Annotated in this window: 22 protein-coding genes and 1 other RNA gene; 8 read left to right on the plus strand and 15 right to left on the minus strand. The window is 43.1% G+C overall.

Annotated features, from left to right (window positions below):
• The first annotated feature begins 3 nt into the window (after window positions 1–3).
• Complete coding sequence (locus tag ACJVC5_RS04110) at window positions 4–1,461, plus strand: methyl-accepting chemotaxis protein (protein WP_408098118.1); 1,458 nt, start codon at window positions 4–6, stop codon at window positions 1,459–1,461.
• 36 nt (window positions 1,462–1,497) lie between these two features.
• On the opposite strand, the gene ACJVC5_RS04115 is transcribed toward ACJVC5_RS04110, so the two are convergent.
• Window positions 1,498–3,882 carry a hypothetical protein gene (locus tag ACJVC5_RS04115; RefSeq protein WP_408098119.1) on the minus strand — a complete coding sequence of 795 codons (2,385 nt, stop codon included), beginning with the start codon at window positions 3,880–3,882 and terminating at the stop codon, window positions 1,498–1,500.
• 238 nt (window positions 3,883–4,120) lie between these two features.
• Here ACJVC5_RS04115 and ACJVC5_RS04120 point away from each other — a divergent pair, with 238 nt between their 5' ends.
• On the plus strand, window positions 4,121–4,420 hold the full coding sequence (locus ACJVC5_RS04120) for a hypothetical protein (RefSeq protein WP_408098120.1): 300 nt from the start codon (window positions 4,121–4,123) through the stop codon (window positions 4,418–4,420).
• 30 nt (window positions 4,421–4,450) lie between these two features.
• On the opposite strand, the gene ACJVC5_RS04125 is transcribed toward ACJVC5_RS04120, so the two are convergent.
• The 3 genes from ACJVC5_RS04125 to ACJVC5_RS04135 all read right to left on the minus strand — a co-directional run bounded on the left by ACJVC5_RS04125 (window position 4,451) and on the right by ACJVC5_RS04135 (window position 7,172).
• The gene (locus tag ACJVC5_RS04125; RefSeq protein ID WP_408098121.1) at window positions 4,451–5,119 is read right to left on the minus strand and encodes a hypothetical protein; all 669 of its coding nucleotides are present in this window, start codon (window positions 5,117–5,119) and stop codon (window positions 4,451–4,453) included.
• Window positions 5,120–5,185: 66 nt separating this feature from the next.
• Window positions 5,186–6,430, minus strand: a complete 1,245-nt coding sequence (locus ACJVC5_RS04130; protein WP_408098122.1) for a D-alanyl-D-alanine carboxypeptidase — start codon at window positions 6,428–6,430, stop codon at window positions 5,186–5,188.
• A gap of 1 nt (window position 6,431) precedes the next feature.
• The gene (locus ACJVC5_RS04135; RefSeq protein ID WP_408098123.1) at window positions 6,432–7,172 is read right to left on the minus strand and encodes a L,D-transpeptidase; all 741 of its coding nucleotides are present in this window, start codon (window positions 7,170–7,172) and stop codon (window positions 6,432–6,434) included.
• A gap of 183 nt (window positions 7,173–7,355) precedes the next feature.
• On the opposite strand from ACJVC5_RS04135, the gene ACJVC5_RS04140 reads away from it, so the two are divergent.
• Together ACJVC5_RS04140 and ACJVC5_RS04145 are read left to right on the plus strand one after the other, a co-directional pair.
• On the plus strand, window positions 7,356–8,165 hold the full coding sequence (locus ACJVC5_RS04140) for a TIGR02147 family protein (protein WP_408098124.1): 810 nt from the start codon (window positions 7,356–7,358) through the stop codon (window positions 8,163–8,165).
• Window positions 8,166–8,174: 9 nt separating this feature from the next.
• Window positions 8,175–8,957 (plus strand): hypothetical protein, encoded by a 783-nt coding sequence (locus ACJVC5_RS04145; protein WP_408098125.1) that lies wholly within the window; start codon window positions 8,175–8,177, stop codon window positions 8,955–8,957.
• Here ACJVC5_RS04145 and ACJVC5_RS04150 read toward each other — a convergent pair.
• Together ACJVC5_RS04150 and ACJVC5_RS04155 are read right to left on the minus strand one after the other, a co-directional pair.
• The gene (locus ACJVC5_RS04150; RefSeq protein ID WP_408098126.1) at window positions 8,947–10,131 is read right to left on the minus strand and encodes a 3-phosphoshikimate 1-carboxyvinyltransferase; all 1,185 of its coding nucleotides are present in this window, start codon (window positions 10,129–10,131) and stop codon (window positions 8,947–8,949) included. The two genes, ACJVC5_RS04145 and ACJVC5_RS04150, sit on opposite strands and share 11 nt — an antisense overlap.
• Window positions 10,112–11,107 carry a 3-dehydroquinate synthase gene (locus ACJVC5_RS04155; protein ID WP_408098127.1) on the minus strand — a complete coding sequence of 332 codons (996 nt, stop codon included), beginning with the start codon at window positions 11,105–11,107 and terminating at the stop codon, window positions 10,112–10,114. Before ACJVC5_RS04155 ends, ACJVC5_RS04150 begins: the two co-directional genes overlap by 20 nt.
• Between ACJVC5_RS04155 and ACJVC5_RS04160 the strand changes: the two genes are divergently transcribed.
• Window positions 11,106–11,828 carry a hypothetical protein gene (locus tag ACJVC5_RS04160; protein WP_408098128.1) on the plus strand — a complete coding sequence of 241 codons (723 nt, stop codon included), beginning with the start codon at window positions 11,106–11,108 and terminating at the stop codon, window positions 11,826–11,828. The two genes, ACJVC5_RS04155 and ACJVC5_RS04160, sit on opposite strands and share 2 nt — an antisense overlap.
• Here ACJVC5_RS04160 and ACJVC5_RS04165 read toward each other — a convergent pair.
• Window positions 11,825–12,229, minus strand: coding sequence for a hypothetical protein (locus ACJVC5_RS04165; protein WP_408098129.1), 405 nt, complete (start codon window positions 12,227–12,229; stop codon window positions 11,825–11,827). The two genes, ACJVC5_RS04160 and ACJVC5_RS04165, sit on opposite strands and share 4 nt — an antisense overlap.
• A 148-nt stretch (window positions 12,230–12,377) precedes the next feature.
• Here ACJVC5_RS04165 and rnpB point away from each other — a divergent pair.
• Both rnpB and ACJVC5_RS04175 read left to right on the plus strand, forming a co-directional pair.
• Window positions 12,378–12,694: RNase P RNA component class A (gene rnpB, locus ACJVC5_RS04170), an RNA gene on the plus strand.
• A gap of 78 nt (window positions 12,695–12,772) precedes the next feature.
• Window positions 12,773–13,282: a hypothetical protein gene (locus ACJVC5_RS04175; protein ID WP_408098130.1), complete on the plus strand. Its 510-nt coding sequence runs from the start codon at window positions 12,773–12,775 to the stop codon at window positions 13,280–13,282.
• Here ACJVC5_RS04175 and pdeM read toward each other — a convergent pair whose 3' ends face one another.
• From pdeM to ACJVC5_RS04215, 8 genes are read right to left on the minus strand one after another with little or no spacing between them, the layout of a single operon-like run.
• Window positions 13,283–13,930 (minus strand): ligase-associated DNA damage response endonuclease PdeM, encoded by a 648-nt coding sequence (pdeM, locus tag ACJVC5_RS04180; RefSeq protein ID WP_408098131.1) that lies wholly within the window; start codon window positions 13,928–13,930, stop codon window positions 13,283–13,285. It lies immediately after the preceding gene.
• Window positions 13,912–16,344, minus strand: a complete 2,433-nt coding sequence (locus ACJVC5_RS04185; protein WP_408098132.1) for a ligase-associated DNA damage response DEXH box helicase — start codon at window positions 16,342–16,344, stop codon at window positions 13,912–13,914. The genes pdeM and ACJVC5_RS04185 overlap by 19 nt, the downstream gene beginning before the upstream one ends.
• The gene (locus ACJVC5_RS04190) at window positions 16,334–17,911 is read right to left on the minus strand and encodes an ATP-dependent DNA ligase (RefSeq protein WP_408098133.1); all 1,578 of its coding nucleotides are present in this window, start codon (window positions 17,909–17,911) and stop codon (window positions 16,334–16,336) included. Before ACJVC5_RS04190 ends, ACJVC5_RS04185 begins: the two co-directional genes overlap by 11 nt.
• A complete protein-coding gene (locus ACJVC5_RS04195) occupies window positions 17,908–18,897 on the minus strand; it encodes a ligase-associated DNA damage response exonuclease (RefSeq protein ID WP_408098134.1) in 990 nt (329 codons plus the stop codon). Before ACJVC5_RS04195 ends, ACJVC5_RS04190 begins: the two co-directional genes overlap by 4 nt.
• Before the next feature lie 59 nt (window positions 18,898–18,956).
• Entirely contained in the window at window positions 18,957–19,559 is a 603-nt protein-coding gene (locus ACJVC5_RS04200; RefSeq protein ID WP_408098135.1) for a hypothetical protein, read from the minus strand.
• Between the two features lie 9 nt (window positions 19,560–19,568).
• Window positions 19,569–20,618: an A/G-specific adenine glycosylase gene (locus ACJVC5_RS04205; protein ID WP_408098136.1), complete on the minus strand. Its 1,050-nt coding sequence runs from the start codon at window positions 20,616–20,618 to the stop codon at window positions 19,569–19,571.
• A gap of 15 nt (window positions 20,619–20,633) precedes the next feature.
• Window positions 20,634–21,413 (minus strand): hypothetical protein, encoded by a 780-nt coding sequence (locus ACJVC5_RS04210; RefSeq protein ID WP_408098137.1) that lies wholly within the window; start codon window positions 21,411–21,413, stop codon window positions 20,634–20,636.
• On the minus strand, window positions 21,410–21,985 hold the full coding sequence (locus tag ACJVC5_RS04215; protein ID WP_408098138.1) for a helix-turn-helix domain-containing protein: 576 nt from the start codon (window positions 21,983–21,985) through the stop codon (window positions 21,410–21,412). Before ACJVC5_RS04215 ends, ACJVC5_RS04210 begins: the two co-directional genes overlap by 4 nt.
• A gap of 125 nt (window positions 21,986–22,110) precedes the next feature.
• Here ACJVC5_RS04215 and ACJVC5_RS04220 point away from each other — a divergent pair, with 125 nt between their 5' ends.
• A complete protein-coding gene (locus ACJVC5_RS04220) occupies window positions 22,111–22,548 on the plus strand; it encodes a pentapeptide repeat-containing protein (protein WP_408098139.1) in 438 nt (145 codons plus the stop codon).
• The last annotated feature ends 122 nt before the right edge of the window (window positions 22,549–22,670 follow it).

Below are 22,670 nucleotides of genomic sequence, written 5' to 3' on the forward strand. Positions count from 1 at the left end.
AATATGAGCAAAACATTTGAAGGTTTACGCGGGAAATTACTAATACTGGCAGTCCTTCCATTGATTGCCTTGGCCATCACAACGATTATTAGTTTGAGAGGCTTTTCAAAAATTGGCGGAATGTTAAATGAATCCTATGAGGTCTACGTTCCAAACATTCGGCTTCTAGGACAAATCAATCTCAATCGAGCGAACATCGGTTACTTCACCTTTGCGGCCCTAAGTAATAAAGAGGACTCTGAAAATAGAAAAAAGTTTATCGCCCTTCTGGATCGTTCAGTCGGTGATTACAAATCGGCAGTCGAAGAATATATGAAGCAAAAGTATATTCAGGGTGAGGCTGAAGCATTTAAAGACATGAAGGACCACTACCCTAAGTATCTTGAGTACACATCACAAGTTAGAGAGGCCCTGACACGTGGACAACCTTCCGACTTTGAATTTGTATTATCTCTTGTGGATAAAGGCGGACCATGGCAAGTGCTTCAAATTGAAGTCGATTCAACCATCACAAAAATTTATGAAATGTATACGTCCATTAGCAAGTCGAACAACATTCTTCAGGCAGAAGAAAGAGAAAGCAAGGCCATGATGATTCTTCTGGTCGCTCTTGTCTCTTCAGGGATTCTTTTCACCGTGGTTTTCATGCTTTCAAATCGTGTATCCAATTCAGTTGGTGGAGTGGCCCGTGCTCTGACGACCGTTAGTGATAACGTGTCGGGTGCCATTACCCAACTTTCGGCGGCCGGGCAGTCTCTTTCCAGCGCTTCAACTGAATCTGCTGCTTCACTCGAAGAAACTGTGGCCTCAATTGAAGAGCTCACCTCAATGGTAACAAGAAACTCTGAACACGCCAAAGAGGCCTCTGATCTTGCCAATGAATCATCTCAGATCGCACGCGAAGGTGAAAAAGAGATCAATGACCTTATTCAATCTATGCATGAAGTTGCGAATGACTCTAAAAAGATCGAAGAGATCATAAAGGTCATTGATGATATTGCTTTCCAGACGAACCTCCTTGCTCTTAACGCTGCGGTTGAGGCCGCTCGTGCTGGCGAACAAGGTAAAGGTTTTGCGGTGGTAGCGGATGCGGTCAGAAATCTCGCGGGACGTTCTGCGACTGCTGCCAAAGAGATTAATACTCTCATTAAAGAAAGCGTGGATAGAACTGAAGAAAGCCGTCAGCTTGCGGACAACTCAGGAAACGTTCTTATGAGAATTGTTGCCTCGGTTGAGAAAGTGGCCGTTCTTAATAAAGAGATCTCCGCCGCTAGTAACGAGCAAACGGTAGGACTAAGTCAAATTAGTAAGGCCATGAATCAACTAGATCAGGCCTCACAATTGAATGCTCAATCAACTCAAGAAATTGCTTCAACTGCTGAAAACATTGAACAGCGCTCGGAAGAAATGAAAGAACAGGTGAAGATTTTAAGTCGTGAAGTTTTAGGCAGTGCTGCCTAAAAAAGTAAGGGGAGGTTTTGACCTCCCCTTTTTTATTTAAGCAACTCTGAAAAGTTCTCTTAAAGCATGTTCCCAAAAACTTAGCCTAGGATCAATACGTGTACGGCGAAGGTAATTTGGAATGGATTCGCCAGGTAGCGGTAGATTATTTTTTTTCAACTTATTAATCAGAATATTCACATCATGATTATGTTCAGGAACCAGGCCTGAACGTTGTTGCCATGCCCATGCTGGAGCAACTTCAGCAAAAGCAAGACCACGGAACTTGTCTTCAGAATTTAAAACTCGGTCACCAGAAGTTCCTTCCCAAGTCCGAGCATAAAAAGAAAGATGACTACGAGGAATATTCATCAGATTCGCACGAATCGTCGCCGTCTTAAATTGAGGCAGGGCCTTAAAGTCATTAGCAGCAGCAAGGATGTCGGCCTGATCCGGCCCACCAGAGCGGCCGATATGAACGACCGGGATACGACTATTTCCAAGAATACGTTTTACTTCAAGCTTCGCAGCTGGACCATCAGTAATAATAAGTTCAGGTCCCCCATTACTTAGAAGTTTACCAAGGAGAGCATTACGATAGTTTTCTGTAGCAGCAAGAACGTGCTTCCAATCTTCCGCAGTTGCGCCATCCATTCCGAATGGAACTGTCTTAATGACCAAATAGTTCTCGTCTTGAACCCCAAGATCTCTCATCAGACCTTGAAGGTGCTGACCTCGTGTTCCTGTTAGCGCTCGAGCAGTAATAAGATCATCATATCCGCGAGGATCCGCCACGATTATCACGCGAGGTTTGTCTAAATTTCCGCGGTAGTGACCGAAGTCACCAATGTCAGGATGGTTCTTCACATAATACGCATCAATTCCATTCGACTGGAATGACTTTCCTGGTTTGGTTTTGAAAATCTGTTTCATGTTCAGATTTTCTTTCATAATACGAGCATACATTTCACCCGGACCGGCGTCGAACACGTAACGAAGATGAGCACTACGAGGACGAGTGACGAAAAGTTCTTCTTTAGAGAAATCTTCACCTGGACGAGCATTCGTCATGGCCCCAATGGCCTTTCTATCAAAGCGGGCCTGGTCACGAGTACCAAAGACAATTACATGAGGATTACTTCCCATACGAGAAGCAGTTGAAACCGGAACCATGCGAGTACCTGGGGTACCGAAGTCATAATATTCAGGTCCAATGTCCGCTCGAGAATAACGATATGGCTGACCTGAGGCATAGCGGTTGGACATTCCTGGATCTGGATTAATTTTCCAGCCCGCACTTACATATGGTCTAAGTACATTTAGATCTTGAGCAACGGCCTTGGATGCTTGCTCATTTGAAAGATTACTAAGAAACGTCGGGTGTGGAAGTTCAACCACGAGTACATCAGAACTGATTGTTGAACCATCACTTAGTCTAAGACCTTTGAGTGAACGAGTATAAGCATTACGAACTTTAATCTTATTGAGATCGTACCCACCAAGTTGTGCCGGGTGCAGGAGACCATTTCTCATTGGACCGGCCTTCGTAAATACCATCTCACTCTTGTATTTTTCTACGTTCGCTTGAAGGTCTTCAACTGCGGTCTTTTGGACGGGTTCTTTAGTATAATCCAATCGACGAGCGGCCATACGCGAATAAAGATCATTTCCTTCCTGGTCTACCACCACTGGGAATTCATTATTTCCCCCCGCGTATTCTAACTTAGTTTCCGCTACCTGAATTTGATCAATAATTTTTTCGATACGGGACTCTACTTTTCCCCCCTTACTTTCAACATAGGCCCCCATAGCATCACGAGCAGCTCCGCCGAATGTAACGATTAATTTAATTGAATCGCGATTATTACGAATGATCCAATCAATGAGGTTGTTACGCCATTTGGTAACTGGGCTATCTACATCTTGGGTAAGTAGCCACAGGCGATTATCAACTAAGTTAGAAAGATTGAATGAGTCTTGTCCTTTATCATTACGGTAAATGAAAGGAGTATTGTAGGCCCCATACTGACCTTTGATAGTATAAGCATAAGTGTTTATAAAGGCCGCGCCTTCGTTGACACCAAAATAAGCAGCGAGATCCTGAGCACGACCGCCAAAACCTGCGGTCGCTGGACGACCAGCGGCCTCTGCGATGTGAGTAGCATCCTGTCCAATGAAAAGAATTTTTACTTTGTTCGGTGCTTGAAGCATACGCCACGGCACTGGTCCAAATGCTGGACGAAATTTTTGTTCACCCATCAATTGATTGGCGATCTCAGGCATGTTCGGAATATTTGCAGTAAGATCAATGAGCTCTTTGCCCATTTTTGTGCGAGGGTTTGGACCTGGGTCATATGACCATATCGGCATGGCCGCATTGGCCATTTGAGTAGTGATAAGAAGAAAATTAAGAGAATGTAATAAGCATGAAAGCTTTTTCATACATGCATCCTTTAGAATAATGGCCGCATCCTAAATCCGCCCTAGATAGACTTCAAATCAAGTTTGTCCTGACAGAAAGAATTACACTGTAAGAAATTCCTGATTGATTGAGATCGGAAGCAGGCCAATGTTTTCTTAAGGTGATTTAGAGTTCAAAAACTTTGCGGGTCACTGTTTAGATGGAGGAGTTTCATTCTGGCAGAGGCCAGGAAAATAAGCCCTTTAACAGGAGGTCAACATGAAACGACTACTTTGTGGAGCAGTGACAGCACTACTTATTTCAATGCCGTTGTTTGCTCAAACTTCAAGCAGCAGCTCAATGCCTTCTTCAGAGTCAATGGAAGAGTCAAAGACAACTACTGAAGAAGTAAGACGTACAACTTCACCATCGGGTGAAACAACTGAAGAAGTTGAAAGAATGGAAGATTCTTCTATGTCTCCATCTCACTCTGGTAGTTCTCAAACTCCAGGCAGTATGGATTCAAGCTCTCCTTCTTCTTCAAAACCTAAGAGTTCAACAACTCCATCTGGTAACTAAAAAAAAGGGGCCGCTAAGGCCCCTCTTTGATTATTTCGTTTTCTTAGCGAATCTCTTCTTTAACTTGTCCCAACTTTTCTTAACCACTTTATCAGCAGTGAAAGCCGGTTCATTTCCAAGTTTCGAAACCGCCTCACGCCTTGTGAAAACTTTGTCTTTGGCAACGAAGGTCACCCCTTCCTTGGCCTTAACAATTTCTGGCACGAAGCTTTGAATAAATGGTGATGAAACACTCAGCTGTCCGCTGAAAACATCCAGATCAACGTTTTTGGACTCTTGAAGGGCCAATTCAAAATCCCCTTGAGTCCCGGCGGCCGAGGCCCCTTCAGTTTCCCAACGCTGCTCAATTTCCTGGTTCTTTCGAGAAGGTGAATGAACTTTTAACGAACCTTTTTGGAGCTTCAGTACAGAGAATGCCTTTTCGCTTTTTTTAGTCACCTCAAGGTCTGATTGCTCAATAAGTAATTCTGAATTTTTAGTAAGCACGACTTGAGTTTCTGGATAAAGATGAAGAAGAAGATTTGAGTTACCGGCCACAATTAGGTCACCGACTTCTAGCTTACTGTCCGATTTAAGTTCTACTTTGCTTTTATTTCTTACGATATGCGCTTCAGATTTATCAGTAAGTTTAAGAACTTTACCGATATCAGCAAAAGCAGTTGAAAGAGTCATCATAAAACAGAAAATCCACAGACCCATGATAATTCCTTGATAAGGTTCATGGAATTATTCTCACGTGAAAGTAATCTGATGGCAATGAAGGACCTAGTGAACCAACTGCAAAAAATCCTCTCCGTCCCAAGGGAAGATTGAGATTTTTTCATAGACTAGAGGCGTTGGAGTTCCTAACTGATCGAACATTTTATCCACAAAGTGGTCCTGGAACTTTCGGGCCTGGACAGGAGTCTTTGTATGATTCAAGATGGCGAACGGAACTTCTCCAGAAATAAGAAGGACCCCTGCAAGACTTGATGTGTGCTTCAACGTTCCAGTTTTTGAAAGGACCGATTCATGAGTTTCAGGATAATCTTCAAAACGATTACGGAAAGAACCAAGATCTTTACCACCGTTGACCGCAACGATATCACTTAACTCAAAATGCTGCTTGCCTGCACTTTCAGATAATAAAGAAATTGATTTTAAAATCATGCGACAAGTGGCCAAATTATCAAAACGTTTTTTGCCATTAATGATGGGAAGTCCTGATCCATTAGAAATAGAAAATGTGGCCGAGTCCACGTTCTTTTCCAGCATGAGTGCCCTGAAACTTTTCTTTTTTTGGCCAAGGGCAAAGAGATTTTCTGCTACCACATTTTTAGACATCACATTCATTGCCTTAATGATGGCGTGAAGTGGTTTTGAATGGTGGACATACTCCACCGGATTCTCATCTTGTAATGGGTTAACATCCCTTAAAACAACTGAAGTCGCGCTAAGGCTTGGAGCATCCCCTTCGAGTTCAATCCCCTCTTCTCGCGCGAACTTTTGTACGGTCTTCCAAGTCGTATTAAGTGTTTTTTGGTTCTTGGGATTGAAGTAATAAGCAATACGCTGTCTGATTTGTTCAGAAGTGATCACTTGATAGTCCTCGAGGCCCAGATCATAAAAACGAAAATTTGAGTTAAAACTCACCTGCTTAAATTTGGTATGACCCAAATCATTAAGAGCTCTCATGAGAAGAAGCATTTTCTCTTCTTCAAAATACGGATCTAAACCGCCTTCGATATGAAGGCCGTCCTTTCCGATGTAGACCTTCGTTTGGAAAGTTTGATTAAGATCAAAAACTTCCGAGGCCAAAAGTGTTGTGAGAAGTTTTGTAACAGAGGCAATTCTTTGTTTCTTATCTACCTGATAACCACCAACCTGACCTTGTTGTTCATAACAATAGGTCTGTTCAGTAATTGTCCCGACTTTATACTTCGTATTGAGGGTCTTGAAATCCTGAGTCAGGACCGGGTTGGCCCTGACTGAAGTTGAAATAATCGCTAAAGCAAATAAGAGTTTCTTCATTTTATTCTTCGTAAACGATAATGACGGTGTCCCAAGAGCTCACTTTACTCGCCAACAGATCACCAGTGTTACGGTTAAGTTGATTTACTGAAACAGAGTTATTTGTAATTCGGTTGCGGCCTTTGGCCTCGTTTACAACCTTAAATTGTCCAGGAGAACTTCCAAGACCGGTGTCCATGACTTTTTCACGAAGGAGCAGTGATGACTCATGAATCATACGAACACACCCACCAGAAGCGCGAGTACCTAGCTCTTTATAGTGCGACTTAGTTGTGGCGTGAAGGGCAATCCCACCAATGAAGAAAACGGCATTCGGCATTGGAGCGTTCCACGTATAAGACAAGTAATCACGATAAATTTTTGTAGGACGGAAGAACCCCTTAGGAGTGGTAGAAAAATAGGTCCTGCCAGATTTTGCTTTTTCTTCTTTTTCACGACCGGTTGAAATCTTCTCTTTTAAAATCTCAACTCCGTTTTCATACATCGTTAATGTTTGAGCGCCTTTACCTTTGGCCGCTTTATTGACAGCGATAACTAGACGGTGGTTTCTTACCGCCTCAGCAACACCTTCACTGTTTAATCCCGGAGTAAGGACCGCCTTCATCTCCGCCATTGCATATTCTTCAATAGGCATCATCCCATCTTCCATCGCTTCTTGATCTGTAAGTGCATAAGCACCCTGAGCGCCGACCAGAGCAAAAGTTGTTAAAAGCAAAAGTGCCTTAAGTGAGAATGACTTCATAAGTTCTCCTTATAACTTTTTTTTTGGGATTCTAGGTTGATTAAAGAGTGTTTAGTTGGAAGTCTGAAAAAATGACCATACTTTTGCGCTCCAAGAAGTCATGGGTAAGACCGCTTCCCTGTAATTTCTATACTATTCAACGATTTATCAACACTTCACCTGGGAAAGGCATACTCTATCCCCATGGCGAATGTATTTACCTATAAACAGTCTTACGATTTTTTTCGTGATATTTTAGAAGCGAAGAAAGCCAAGAATCCGTCATTCTCACTGAGGGCGGCGGCCCGTAGCTGTGGTCTTTCACCGGCCGCACTGTCTATGTTTCTTAATGGTAAAAAGAAAATTTCAGTTCAAGTGGCCCGTCAGTTGGCCGTCTGGAGCAAACTAAGAGTAAAAGAACAAGAATACTTCATTACGATGGTTGAGCACGAGCTTGCTCGCAGTGCCGGTATTAAACAGGTACTTGAAGATCGTATGGAAGAACTGGCCCGTGAAGAGGCCAATCGCCGCATTAAGAAGAGTAAACTCGATTATGATTTCGTGTTCTCGAATTGGTTTCATCTTCCACTTCTGGTGATGCTGAAGACCCCTGAACTTTGTCAAAAGACGCCTCAGGAACTGGCAGATATCTTAAATCTAGACGTGAAAGACATTTCAAATGCTCTCAAACAGTTCCAAAAAATTGGAATTGCTGAATATCAGATGGATGGTTGGAAAATTAATGATGAGCTTCTCTTTGCGGCAGAAGGTCCGCATTTAGGTCTCCGAAATTTCCATCGTCTGATGCTGGGGAAGGCCCAAGAATCGCTGGAAACTCAAAATAATACTCAAAAGTTCGTTGGCTCAGAGACCATGCTTTTTGATGAAGAAAGTCTAAAAGAGGCGAATGAGGCCATCGAGGAATGTTTTAGTAAAGTTCTTGCTATCGCAGCGAAATCGAAGAAACAGAAATTGTATCACTTCGGTATCCAGTTGTTTAAGCTCAGCAAGTAAAAGGATCTTATGCGAAATTTTCTTCTAATTCTTACTCTTGCATCATCATCAGTTTTTGCATTTGAAGGCGGCGGTAGTATCAGCGGCGGTACTCGCGGTGGTGGCAACTCATGCGGATCTGACTTTGCTTTCATAGGTAAAATGGTCTACCAACGTGTCCTTCACAACGATTACTTCAAGAACAATGTGAACCTTATTGCGCTTAAGGATGCCATCGCGCAAACATCTGTACGTGAGACAACTCAGCCAATTACAGACGCAGAAAATGTAAAATATGAGGCGGCCAATTACCCGGACGATAAGATCATTCTCGTTCACCAGGACTATTGTAATAACCGTCTGACAAAACCTAATGCGAAACTGGTTTTCCATGAATACCTTGGTATCGCGGCCCCTGGCCTGGACGCAGGCTTTAATATCAGTGGAAGACTTTTCTCCGAGACTGGTTTAACAGACAAAAACTTTCAAAATCTTTTAGAAACAAACGGTAGTGATGCCTCTGTTCTCAATTTACGTGATAAAGAACTTGTTACGAAAAATCTTAAGAGCAATTCAGTTGAACTTAATGCTAAGAATGGTCAGTTCCGTCTCATTGTTAATTGCGATATCAAGCATTCTGAACTTAACTATCATAAGTTAAGCGACAGCAAGGTGGTTTACTCGACCACTTTCAAATTTAAGAGTGCGACTCAATGTCAGGAAGTTTTTGGTAAAGCTCTTCTGAATGATGAGATCAATGATCTTGATCTCGTTTTAGGTCTTGAAAGCCACACCGTTATTTCTAAGAATTAAACAATTCGAAAAATTCTGGATAAGACTTTGTCACTGCTTCCGGAGGAGTAACACTCCCTCCGGAATGCTGACGAAGAAATAAAGCGCCTACCATGACCATACGGTGATCATTTGGTAGGGTTAGATGCTTTTGTTCATTGATTTCTAAATCAGAGCCCTCAATAAATAAGGTCTCACCTTCTAGCCAGGTCTTTCTTCCGAAAGTTTTAATAAGGTTCATGATCTCTGCGAGACGATCACTTTCTTTGAAGGTCAGATTCTTTGTTCCATGAAGTTCGTGAACGCCTTTGATATGAGAAAGAAAATAGCCCAATGTGGGAACGAGATCGAGAGCATCGGTGACATCAAAAGAAATCGCCTCATGACGAGAGACAGGTTTTATTGTCATGCCTTTCTCATGCTCGGTTACGGCACCAAGCTTCCGAAGGATTTTTAAGAACTTCGAATCGGCCTGAAAGGAATCATCAAAGAGACCAGGGAATGTTATTTCATGATTCAGGGCCGCAAAGGCCAATGGATAACTGGCACTACTCCAGTCTAACGGTACTGGATAGACATCTGTGCGCTTTAAGTCTTGAATCACTTTTTCAGTCATCGCCCAATAGCTTTGAGACGTCGTGAGATTTACAGGTACGACTTTTGTTCCAAAATCCGAAAGACTTAATTCTAAGGCGGTGGCGAACTGAGTGGTACGGGTGCAGTCTACTTCCAGAATCTTTGGTGCTGAGATCGGTCCTTGCAAAGTTAAGACAGCATCATTGAGTTCTGCCTTAGCTCCTAAACTGCGTGCCTGTTCAATAAACTCCTTCCATGGACGCTCTTTTAAACGTTCACCCAGAATGAGTTCATACTTTTTATGACCGTTGAGTAATAAGGCCGCAAGGAAACGAGCTGTCGTTCCGCCCTCTCCAACTTCGAGTCTCTTATCAGAGGTCTCACAAGCGGGAAATGAATCTTCGATAGCAACGTCCTTACCCGACGGCTTAATAACGAGTCCCAGCTCTTTTAAACAGGCCAAAAGAATCGTCACATCGGTTGATTCAGGAAGATTTTGAAGAGTGACAGAGGACTTTTTAATGGCAGCAAGAATTAAGGCGCGATTGGCATATGACTTCGATGAAGGCACATGCACTTCGTTAATCATCGTACCTTGTTTAAGATTTAAACTCGCCATATGCATGAATCTTTGCCTTAAAGTCTTTCAGAGCGACTTCTTCAACATAACAGATTCCAATATTCTTGACGAGAACTAAGCGTAAACGTGAATCAAGCTTCTTTTTGTCCTGTTCCAGATAACCAGAAAAGGTATTGATATCAAATTTTGAAAAGTAACCAATTTCGAATTTTTCTGACGGCAGGGCCAGGGCCTTCACCATGACTTCCCACTGACTATGGGCCTCATGAAGACCCATGATTTTAAACAAATACTTAAGCCCCATAGCAACGGCATGGCCATGAGGGATTTTAAGTGAGTATTCAAAAGCGTGGCCTAAAGTATGGCCAAGATTCAAATAGATTCGCTCGCCATTTTCTTTAAAGTCGCGCTCCACCACGATGTTCTTAAAATTAGCACAGGCCATGGCAATATCTTCAATCGGGGCCTTACTGATAATGAGCTTATGAATTTCCTCAGAAAGAAAACCGTATTTGAGGACCTCACCCTTACCTGACATCCATTCTTTCTCTGAGAGACTGGTTAGAAAGTCTCCACAGATAAAAACTCTCTCTGGCATATGAAATGATCCCACAAGGTTTTTTCCCTGAGGCATGTTTATCGCCACTTTGCCGCCGATAGATCCATCAATCATGGCAAGAAGAGTTGTCGGTACTGCGACCCATTTGATTCCACGAAGGATAGTGGCAGCGACATGGCCCGCGAAATCTGTTGTGGCCCCTCCACCAAAAGCATAGAGAGTTGAACCACGACTAATACCCTGTCTCAAAAAGAACTCCAGGGCCTGCCCATAGACCTCCAAATTCTTTTCTTCCTCCGGGTTCTTTAACCAGAAAACATGAGGAGAAAATTGGATCCACTGCGGAAGATGATTCTTCACTTTAACGTCAGCGATGGCAAAAAATTGGCCCTCTTTGAAGTTATCCAGTTCCTTGAATAGTTCGAGCTTTTTGAGGTAAGTTAGATTGGATTTCATGGTGAACCTATTATCGTCAAAATCGAAGGAAATAGAAGTGAGTGTAGAGTGGTTTTTTAAATTAAAAGAGATAGATTCACTGACGAAGATGAAAAATGCTCACTTAAAGGCCAAGAGCGAGCAGGAAGATCGGCTATCTAAGCTAAACGAGAGGCGTCAAGAGGCCCTTTCGCAAAGTGCAAAGCTCAAGCAAGACCTGATTTCTCTTCACGACGAACTGGCCCAGGTAGAAAAAAAGTTAAAAACTGCTTCAGAACAAAAGCAACGTCTGATGGACATTGGTGGAGACGAAAAAAAGATCCAGCAATTTCAAACCGAAATTGAGACCCATGAAGAGGCCGGTCTTTCTTTTCTCTCTCGCGAAGAAGAAATCGAAACTGAAATGAAAGAAAATCGCGAGTTCCTTCAGGGCCTGGATAAAACCATCAAAGAAATTGGCGATGAAGTTTTTCAGGGCGTTTCAAAGCTAGACGCCGAAATCATTAATTACGATTTACGAATCAATTTATTAATGGATGAACTTCCAACGGACTACAAAACAACTCTTCAAAAAGTCACAGCAAAAAAACTCGCCCATGGCCCATTCACCAGAGTGGACCAAGGGAGTTGTTATTTCTGTCGTTATAAGATTTCTCGAATTGATGAATCTGAGATTGATATGCAGAAGCAATTAAAGCAATGCCCGCAATGCTCGCGGATTTTTCTACCTTACGGTGCTTAGTAAACCTGAACGGCCGTAATTTGAAGAGTTCCCTGCATATTCTGATAAGGATTATAGTAACCATTATAACCATAACCACTCGTGGTTTGATTAGCATACGGGTTATAAATCATCCCAGTAAAACGAGCGCGATACTTCATGACACCATTAATATTTTGTGGCTGAAGACCTGATTGATAAATCGCCTGATTAATCATTTGGGCCACCTGCTGATTAGGAACGGCATAAGAAGTACCACCTACTTCAATCGGTGCTTGTTGATTGTTTAAATTAATATAACCTTCTTGAGTGGATAAGCTGGATGTAAACTGACCAGAGCTACTACTGCCACCTTTGTCTTTACCACCACAAGACACCGTCGTGAGGGTAAGTGCCAAAAGAACCAATAAAAGGGGTTTCATAGATTTCTCCTTATTCTTTCCTAAATAATTAATCGGTATTTTAAGCCCCTCCCCTTAGCTTAATTCCCGACCACCTCTATTCGGGTATTTAACATACTTTAAGCTAGGCTTGATAAGGCATATCTCCCCCGCTAATATGGCCCTTCACCGAGATCAGGGGACTATCGCCGGCGCAAGCCCGTAAGGGCGCGTGCGGGAGGAAAGTCCGGACACCATAGAGCATCGTAGCGGGTAATGCCCGTCCGCCGTGAGGCGAGGACTAGTGCAACAGAAAGGATGTATGGCCTTAGCTTCGGTTAAGGTGCGTAGTGAAATCATGTAAACTCTACGAGGTGCAAGCCCAAATAGGTGAGCGTTGAGTCTGCTCGCGGAGCTCACGGGTTGGGTGCTGGAGCCTTGGAGTGATCCCTGGCCTAGAGGAATGATAGTTTAATACAGAATCCGGCTTATTCCTGATCTCGGTTTTTTTACACTCATTGTATTTCTTTCACATATCCACATGCCGGTCCCTCGTCATTGTATGCTCTCGTAAAAGGACGGCTTATGAACAAACTTTTATTGGTGCTTGCCACTCTATCGTTTTTTTCAGTTTCTGCTTTTTCAGCAGATCTAGTGAAGAGATGTGAAGTGAATCTTCCGGCCATGGAAGCTGGTGACATTGATATAAAAATGGACATCAAAGTCTTTAAACAAGATGGCGTTCTTAGTTCTACGATTGTTCAAACCGTTGACGGCGTCAGCATGCCCTTGGAATCAAGCGCTGAAATAATGAGCTTTGAGATCCGCGAAGGACTTAAGGCCAATCTTGAATCGGAAGACCTCAATCAAGGCGAGAAATTAATTGTTCATGCCATGACGGTTGAAGCAGACAAAGATCTCAGCAAGATTTTTAGCTCTGGAATTAAAAATCTTAAAAACGTTCGCAAGGTGAATACTTACTTGATTGATGAAGAAACCAATATGGGCTCGGCCACGATTGTTGAGGCCATGGACAAGAAAGGAAAAATCATTGGGTCATTTTTAGGCGGCTTCGTGGTTCGTCCTTGTAAATAATTATCGCTCAAAGACCTCAAGTCCTTCTTCGAGCAACACCAGAGCACTCTGGCCTTTTTCAAGTTTAATGTCTTGGCCTCCCGTTAAATGACTGAAGGCCGGGAGCAAACAGAACTCGCGATCTAAAATAAAACTCGGAAGTCTTAATTCATCAACTCCCGCTCGAAGTCTCAGCATGGGATGAATGTGTCCTGAAAATTGGAAGCCACTTAGTTTAGGATTGTGTTCATGAAGAAATGAAAAGTGGCCAATCTGAAAATCTGTTTCTTCGACAATGCCCCAGCTTTCAGGGAAATCGGTGTAGCGATCATGATTTCCTTTCACCAACACTAACTCGCAAGGATTTTGCTCACGAAACTCAGCAACTTTAGCAATCAGTCCCCTGCTTAAACTCTTCTCATGATGAATGAGGTCACCAAGCACGATGAGAGATGTGGTCTCATAGTCTGCCAGGCAACGAGACAAACGATCGAGATCCGCCTCAAAGACTTTGTCGGTAATGGCGATACCGTGGTTTCGTAAATAATTGGTTTTACCCCAATGAAGATCCGCGGCCAGCATGATTTTTCGACGGGGCCAGTAGATGACTCTTCGGCAATCAAAGACAAACTCTTCATCCTGAATGGTTCTTAGGAGACTTGTTTCCATTTTTCTTTCATCCGCTGCAAACGATCTTGTAAAGATTCAGAAGAGACCAGTGAGCCAATTCTTTCAATGACAAGAGGGAAGGCCAATGGCGAAGGTCGTGGAGTCTTATAAAGCTCGAAAGGCATTTCTTTGATCTTTCTAATAACTGAAATCAATCGACTTTCTTGAAATTGGAAAAACCGCACTTCATCAAAGGACTGATTATAGAGAGGTTGTTCAGGTTCATATTTTGAAAAGACTTCAAATAATAGAGACGAACTCATCTGAAGGTTCTTCATGGTTCGCTTTTCTCCCATTCGGTTTTGATAAATAAGTCCAGAAACCTGGGCAATATCTCTGAACTGCTTTTTCGCAAGTTGAGTCATGTTGAGACTTCGTTGAATATCATTCGTGAGGTTATCCAAAGAGAGACACTCTTTAATCACTTCCAGATCAAACATATAGTCAGGAGGTGCGAGAATTTCTAATCCATATTCTGAGACAGCAAAAGTGAATGTGACCTTGGTTCTGAGAGATAAACGTACGGACAATAAGGCCGCCAGGGCCTCATGCACGAGCCTTCCCTCAAACGGAAAAATAAAGAGATGCTTCCCCTCCCTAGTGAGAGTCTCTTCAAGCAGTAAGTAGTTTCTTCCCGGGAGTCTTGAGAGGGCCTTTTGAACTTCAATAATAGGAGAAAGAAATTCTACGAGTGGATGCTTATAGCGACCTTGTTCAATCAACTCGAAGACTTCTTTTAAGTGACTGGTGAGAAGCGATGAAAGAGGTAATCGACTTCCCCACCAAATGGGAACCACGGCCGCTTCAGGAGGAGCAAGACGCACAAAGACCGTCATGTCTTTAATCATGACAAACTCCAAGACCTTTCCGGAGAAAACAAATCTGTCCCCTTTCTTCAATTTACTCACGAAGGACTCTTCCACTGAACCCAGACTTCCACCTTTTACAAACTTAATTCGCATGGATGGATCGGAAGTGATGGTTCCCACATTCATGAGATGTTGTTGAATCATGCGCTTATCATGAACCAAGTACCTTCCATTGAGCTCTTTCAGTCGATGATAATAGGGATAGGCACTAAGACTTCTTCCACCCTGAGTGAGAAATAAAAGAAGATTATCAAAGTGGTAGCGTTCAATTTTTTGGAAGGCATAGGTGTGTCTCACTTCCTCAAAGGCCTCAGAAGGAACAAGTCCTTCACCGGCAGCAAGAGTCACCATATGTTGGGCCAGAACATCAAAACTGAGTTCAGGCGGAATAATGTCTTCCTTTAGTCCTCGATCAATCGCGAGTTCGGTTGCCATATACTCAAATAGCTCAAGCGCGTGAGTTGGTACAAAATAGATCCGAGGTACTCCGGTGGGAGTGTGACCCGAGCGGCCGGCCCGTTGAATGAAGCGAGAAATACTCTTAGGAGAACCCACCTGGTAGACCCTTTCCACCATAGGAAAATCCACCCCAAGATCCAAGCTAGAAGTACAGATCACAAGCTTTAGCTCGCCGGTTTTAATTTTATTTTCAACTTCCTCCCTTCGTTCTCGATCAATGGAGGAATGGTGAATCGCCATTATGGGTTCCCACTCAGGTTTTCGGAGGAGAATTTCATTGTACCAACGTTCTGATTGCGAACGGACATTCGTAAAAAGAAGGCAAGACTGCTTAATGTCCACGTGCTTGATGACCTTCTCAAGCATCGCCAGTCCCAAATGTCCTGACCAAGGGAATGAATCAATTTCATCTGGAAGAAGAGTTTGCACTTCAAGTTCCTTAGAAACTTTTTCTGTAATGAAGATGAAGTTCTTTAAGACGTTTCCATTTAAAACACGTCCCGCGAGTTCTGGATTTCCGACTGTGGCCGAGAGTCCCCAGATACGAAGATGGGGAGCGAGTTTCTTTAAGTGAGCGAGACACAACTGGACCTGGACTCCTCTTTTATTGCCCATGAGTTCATGCCACTCATCAATAACGACTAAGCGACACTTTTTCAGGGCCTCTCGATATTCCTCAGAAGCAAGTAAGAGGTTAAAGGACTCAGGGGTCGTGACCAGGATCGAAGGCGGATTCTTTTTTTGTTTTGCTCTTTGGGCAGAACTCGTATCTCCGGTTCGGCCTTCCACAGTGAATGGCAGTTTCATTTCATCAATGGGGAGTTGAATTGACTTAATAATATCGGCACTTAGAGCACGCAGAGGAGAAATATAAAGAATGTGAATCCCGGACGCTTTTTGCTCTTCAAGAGTTATATCGGCAAGAGCAGCAAGCACACCTGCGTAGGTCTTACCAAAACCGGTTGAGACATGAATCAGTCCATTTTCTCCGCGCAGATAGGCCTTCCAGGCCTCAAGCTGAAACTCTCGGGCCTTCCACCCTTTTGATTCAAACCATTTTTCAATCCAGTCTAATCTACTGTTCATTTAAGAGTTTTTTCACCTCTTCAAGAGTGTCAGCATCTTCTGGTCTCTTGTCTTTTCTCCAGCGAGAAATACGAGGGAACCTAAGGGCCACACCTGCCTTATGGCGACTCGATTCCTGAATTCCTTCAAAAGCAATTTCAAAAACGTGCTCAGGTTTCACTGAACGGACAGGACCAAATTTCTCGATGGTATTTTTTTTGATCCAATTGTCCATGCTCGCAAGTTCTTCATCAGAAAGACCTGAATAGGCCTTCGTCACTGGAATAAGTTCTTTATCTTTCCACACCGCCAGAGTGTAGTCGGTGTAAAGATTTGAGCGTCTACCAGTTCCAGACTGAGCATAGAGAAGAACACAGTCGATGGTATGAGGATCGATCTTCCACTTCCACCAGTCACCCCGCTTTCGTCCAGTTTGATAAGCTGAGTTCCAACGCTTCAACATAAATCCCTCAACACCTCGGTCCCGACTCTCCAGACGAAGTTCTTTTGCCTCATCAATATTTTTAACTTTCACAAGTTTTGAGAGAGGAAAGACCTTGATGCTTTCAAGGATCTCGCGACGTTCGCGGAGAGGTCTCTCACGAATATCTTCCCCATCCCACTCCAGCACATCATAGGCCATGATTGAGATGGGAGTTTTCTCTAGGTCTTTCTTGGTTATCTTTTTTCGATTGAGGCGAGTTTGCAGCTCATTAAAAGATAAGACCTTTCCTTCTTTAAACGGAAGAAGTTCTCCATCAATGACCGTTCCGTTAGGTAAGTTTTGGGCCTGATGAAGCACATCCGGAAAGCTCTCATTAATAAGTTCTTCTCCACGGGACCACAAAAATACTTCCCCGTCTCGCTTGATCACCTGAACACGAATGCCGTCCCATTTCCACTCCACACACCATTCTTTCCAGTTATTAAAAATCTCTTCAGGATTCTCAACTGGAGAGGCCAGGAAATACGGATAGGGTTTGGACTTCCTTTCAATCGTCACATCCTGAACTAAAAGATTGTCGTAAAATTCAGGAGTGGGTTTATAGTCCCCCATTAAGCGAAAGCTCATGGTCTCTTTATCTATCCCGGCCACAATTGCCATCGCCTGTATCAGAAGATTTTTCGAGACTCCCATGCGGAGGTTCCCAGAGAAACATTTATGGATCAAAAATAAAACGGACTCATCATAACTCGCCCACCACGAATGAAGTTTTTCCTTAATGGCCTCGGGAGACAGCTCTTTTAATGTCAGAAGTTCTTCTTCAATGAATTTCCCCAGGGCCGGAGGAATTTTTGGATTTTCAATCGGTCCTCTGAGAAGGGCCATGGTCTCAGAAGAATCTCCCACGTGATAAGCAGACTCTTTAAAGAGCCACATCGGCATATTCATGTATTCACAAAAAGCTTCCTGAAGAAAAGTGCGATTGATTTTAGTATTAATCTTATTTCCGGAAATAATGTAGAGACCCCAACAGGCGTCTTCGGAAGGCGCTTCCTCAAAATAATTTCTGAGGCTGTCCACTTTGCTTAAAGTTGAGGTGGTCTGATCCAATTGGCGAAGGAGTTCTACAAATCGTTCCATCATGACTCTCCCTCAGTGTCGTAAGGCATTTTTAAATCATAGGCATCAATGCCCTCATCTTTGAGGAATCTTACGATGGCGTCGGTGTTTCCATGGGTGAAATAGACTTTCTTGCATCCCGTTTCTTTCACAGTCCTGAGAAGTGAGGGCCAATCGGCGTGATCGGAAATCACAAATCCCCTCTCATAACCTTTTCTTCTACGGTTCCCGCGAAGTCTCATCCATCCCGAAGCAAAGGCGACCTTTTTAGGTGAAAGCCTTTTATGCCAGCCAGACCCAAGGGCCGAAGGAGGACAAAGAATCATCGCCCCTTCAAACCTCTCTTTACTCTCCAAGGGGACCTTCTTTACATTCGCCCAACGAAGTCCTGTCTTCTCATAACAGTGATTAAGTTCATCCACCGTACCGTGGACCCAGATGGTTTCGTCTGTGAGTTCGCGAAGTCCAGCTATGATTCTTTGAGCTTTTCCCAAAGCATAACAGCACAAAACTGAATTAAATCCCTCCTCGCGGTTTTTCATCCACCAAGCAAGAATCTCCTGCATCTCATGTTGAAAATCAGGCCAGCGGTAAACTGGAAGTGCAAAAGTGGCCTCGGAAATAAACACATCACAAGGAAGGACTTCGAAGGGTTCACAGGTAGGATCATAATCTCGTTTAAAATCTCCGGTAAAAACCCAAACCTCGTCTTTGTACTGAATACGTACTTGAGAAGAACCAAGAATATGGCCTGCAGGATGAAGACTCACATCCACCTTACCCAAACGGAAGGACTCACCATAATGATGAGTTTCAATAAGGGCCTCACCCATGCGTTTTCTTAAAATATGTTCTGATTTACTGACGGCAATGTAACGATCCATGCCCCAATGGGCGTGATCACCATGAGCATGGGTAATGAGAGCTGTTTCCACTTTTTCCCATGGATCAATGTAGAAATCTCCGAGAGCGCAATAAAGACCTTTATTGGTCAGTTGCAAGAGTTCCATTTACTCATTTTATCAATGAGCAATTTACTTCACGAGAAACGAGAGTTGGGCAAAGCGAGTTACTTAGTCTTGAGACGATAAGGCATTCTTGTTACTGGATCAATGGCACTAGAAGTTGGCGAGATTGATAACCTTTGACCATCTGCAGTCATCCAAATATTGACCTGGCCTGTTGTTGGTACATAAGAGAAATCAACTAAGCGATTCGCAATCTGATTCTCTAGCTTAGAGATATCAAGCACTGAATCTCCTGTTCGATAGAAGTGACCTTCTTTCAAGACAAACATAATAGGACGATTCATCTGTCCCGCCCAACCAACGGCATATTGAGCATCGGTAAAAATGAGACGTAACTCAGACATGCATCCTGGATTTGACCGGAATCTTCCATCTAACTTTAGTGAAGACGTTTTACTGTGGGAGATTTTAATTTGAGATTTTTTTATCGTGATTGGCAAAGAAACAGTTTCATTCTTCACATGAAACTCTGATGAATCACCCCAAACTAATTTCTCGTAGCGGCAACTCAGAAATAATTCGGCCTTAAGGTGAAAGCGATTTTCAGGAGCAGAAAACTCTAATTCAAAGGGATGAACCAATGTTGATTCTGAAAGAGCGCAAAAAGAAATAAGTAGACCGAAGATAAAAAAGAATTTTCTCATTCTTTATTTTTATCTCGAGGTGTTTAGTTTCGCCAAGGCCTTCAGCGTTGCTGTAGAGAAATTCGATTCCGCTGACTCTGTGGAGCGCCATTCTGACTTATTGGCAAAGGCGAGAGCTTTAAACTCTTTTTCTCCCATCAGAAGCACGCTGTTTTGAATTTTGTATTTCGTAATTCCGGTTTTAAATGAGAACAAAGGATCGACCTTAGTTCCCTTAGGAAAACTTGGATACTGCTTCAGAGTTTTATCAGTGGTCGAAAGGATAAATGTCGGTACTTCATACTGGCCTGAAAGCCATTCTTTCTCGCCTTTCTGATAAACCAGAACTTTGTCTTTCTTCATCACAAAAACACGAAGAAGATGAAGCTCGTGTTCAGTGGCCTTCTTCTTCTCTTCACCCTTCATCATAGGAATTGAAAGTGGAGTGCCTTCTTTAAAGGCCAAGCAATCTTTCTTCAAAGGGCAAAGTTCGCAAGAGGCCTTGCGGGCCTGACAGTAAGTGCGACCTAGGTCCATCAGCGCTTCATTCAGTTCTCTGAAGGAAAGTTTCTCATTGAAAATTTTTTTATTCACAAAGAGAGTCTGAATTTCTTTTTGAAGTTTCGGACCCTTCTCTGTTTTTAGATTTAAAAGGCGAGCTATCACACGCTCAAGGTTAGCATCAACTGCCAGAGCACGTTTATCCATACCGATTCCAACTAAAGCGTTGGCAGTATAAGGACCAATTCCAGGAATCTCCATTAAGGCCCCTAGATCATGCGGAAATTCTCCACCATGATCATTCGCAAGCGCTTCTGCAATTTTTTTCAAATTGCGTGCACGTCGGTAATAACCAAGTCCTTTCCAGGCAACCAGGAGTTCTTCTTCACTGGCAGCGGCCAAACTCTTTAGTGTTGGAAAGCGAACCAGAAAGCGCTCAAAATGATTCTTCACAGTTCCCACAGTCGTTTGCTGAAGCATGATTTCCGACACCAGTGTGCGGTACAACGAGCGATTTTGTCGCCAAGGTAATTGCGAGAATTCGGTCTTAGACCAAGTGAGAAGATTTTTGAGACTCATGGGGGGATTTTGTTATTACTTACAGCTTTTGGCAAGAGAGTCAGCGAGCTCAACCATCTGCTTCGCGGTCAGAGGTTCTTTGTCTCCACGAAGTTTCCCATGCTTACTCTCAATATAGTCTGAGAATTCTTTGTGGAATTCGTAGATATCAGTGATGATCACGAGTTTTTTAGCATCTGAGCGCTCAATCCAGTCCATGAGACGTTTGTAATCGTTCAGACCCTGATTTAAACAAAGAGAGTCCATACTTCCGGCCTGTTTAATCGTCGTATCAAACATCATGACATTTACTTTCTGATTAAACCCACAGGCATCATCCAGTACACGCACTAGGCTTTTACGATGACAACCACCACTAGCGTCCGAGAAATCAAACTCTCTCATGGAAGAACTGGTATCAATCCAGAGATCAAGTTTCGAAACTTGCGGAGCTGCCTCTTTTCTCGCCTTTCCACAAAAAATATCAAAGTAATTTTTTGGATCGCAATCAATCAGCTCACGTTCAACTGATTTTCCGGCCGGTATAGAGGGCCCTTCCGTTTCAATCTTTTTTGTTTCAACTGTTTCTTCAATACCGTTTTCTTTCTTGTACAAACCAAATTGCGGATCGAAACAATAATCACCCATTTCCTGACATTCAAGAGCGGCGGTTGGGGCCCGGTAAATGTATTGTGGACGATTCAGAAGATCGTTTAAGAGTGAAACTTTAGAATTTGAGACGAACCACACCTCAATGTCCCTAGGCGCGGCCATCACATTCAAAGAGATTAGAAACAGGGCGATTAAACGAATCAAAACTCCATATTCCTTTGACGAATATATCTGAAGATCGCGTCCCCTAAATCCACAATCAGATCTCGATCGTTGGCATCCAGGTTTAGAAAGTCATTTAAGTAACCTTTCTGACGTGGAGACAAGGTCTCAAGCTTTTCCTTCATCGTGAGATCAGTTCTAGTATTAGAAACCGATGTGCCCTCACCAAAAGGCATCTGCTGCTTCTTTCCACCCACATTAATCGTAGCGTTTGTCTTACGAGTCTCATGAGCTTTGGGAGCTTCTTCACCGGCTTTCTGATCGGTAGATTTCTGATCTTTATAAAATTGAACCAGGCGCTTGAACGTCTCAGTTGAATCCTCTTCCACCCCATCAATGATTTCGTGCAAAGGAATTCCAAGAGTCGCGATGATATTGGCAACCAATTGCTCATCGACACTGCTGGTTTTGAGATTCAGGAAACGACTCATGGTGGAAATACCCACGTTCATCATTTCAGAAAGATCTTTTTGAGTAAGCCCTCCCCGTAGTTGCATATATTTACGAACTACAGCGAGAAAGTTTTCTAAGAACTCTGGTGTAAAGCGGATCATACTCCACCCCCTTGAATTCCTTATCGGTTTGCAAAATAGTTCCTTGATGCAATTTTATTGCTTGACGCAAATAGTCAAATGGCATATGATTGCAGTCAGGAACAAATGCACCAATCGGAGGGGCCATGTTCACACAAACTATTGAAATGACTCAACTAGTATCAAATGACAGCTATCAGCTGATTAAGGATGAACAGCTAGCTGCTACCGTGATCTCCTCCCAAATCCTGGCCGGCTCACGCGTCCACATGAGCACCTACCGGCAAGTGGTTTTCTCCGAGTGCGTGTTCTATGCCTGCGAATTTCAAGGAGTTGTATTCGAAAACTGTGTGTTTGAGAATTGCAGCTTCGAATTTTCGCACCTTCGTAAGTGCAAGTTCAAGAATTGCAATTTCACAAATTGCACTTGGAAGGCCTCAAGCTCAACAAATTCTAATTATGAAGACTGTGACCTAGATAAGGATATGTCGGACATGACTCAAACCGGCCGTAACCTGATTAGCTTCGGCCACAAAGATGATTTCACGACAGATATCTATATCGAATTGGCCATGGCCGCATAGTAAACAAGGAGACAGAAATGAACCTGAGTTTTTACGGCCTAACTCTAATGATTAACGTGTTTGGTTTGGCGGTTCTGATTAAGGCCTACGGAATTTAGCCAACCAATGTTCGAGATTCCTAC

Origin of the sequence: Peredibacter sp. HCB2-198 (assembly GCF_045999315.1) — a bacterium.
Classification (GTDB): domain Bacteria; phylum Bdellovibrionota; class Bacteriovoracia; order Bacteriovoracales; family Bacteriovoracaceae; genus Peredibacter.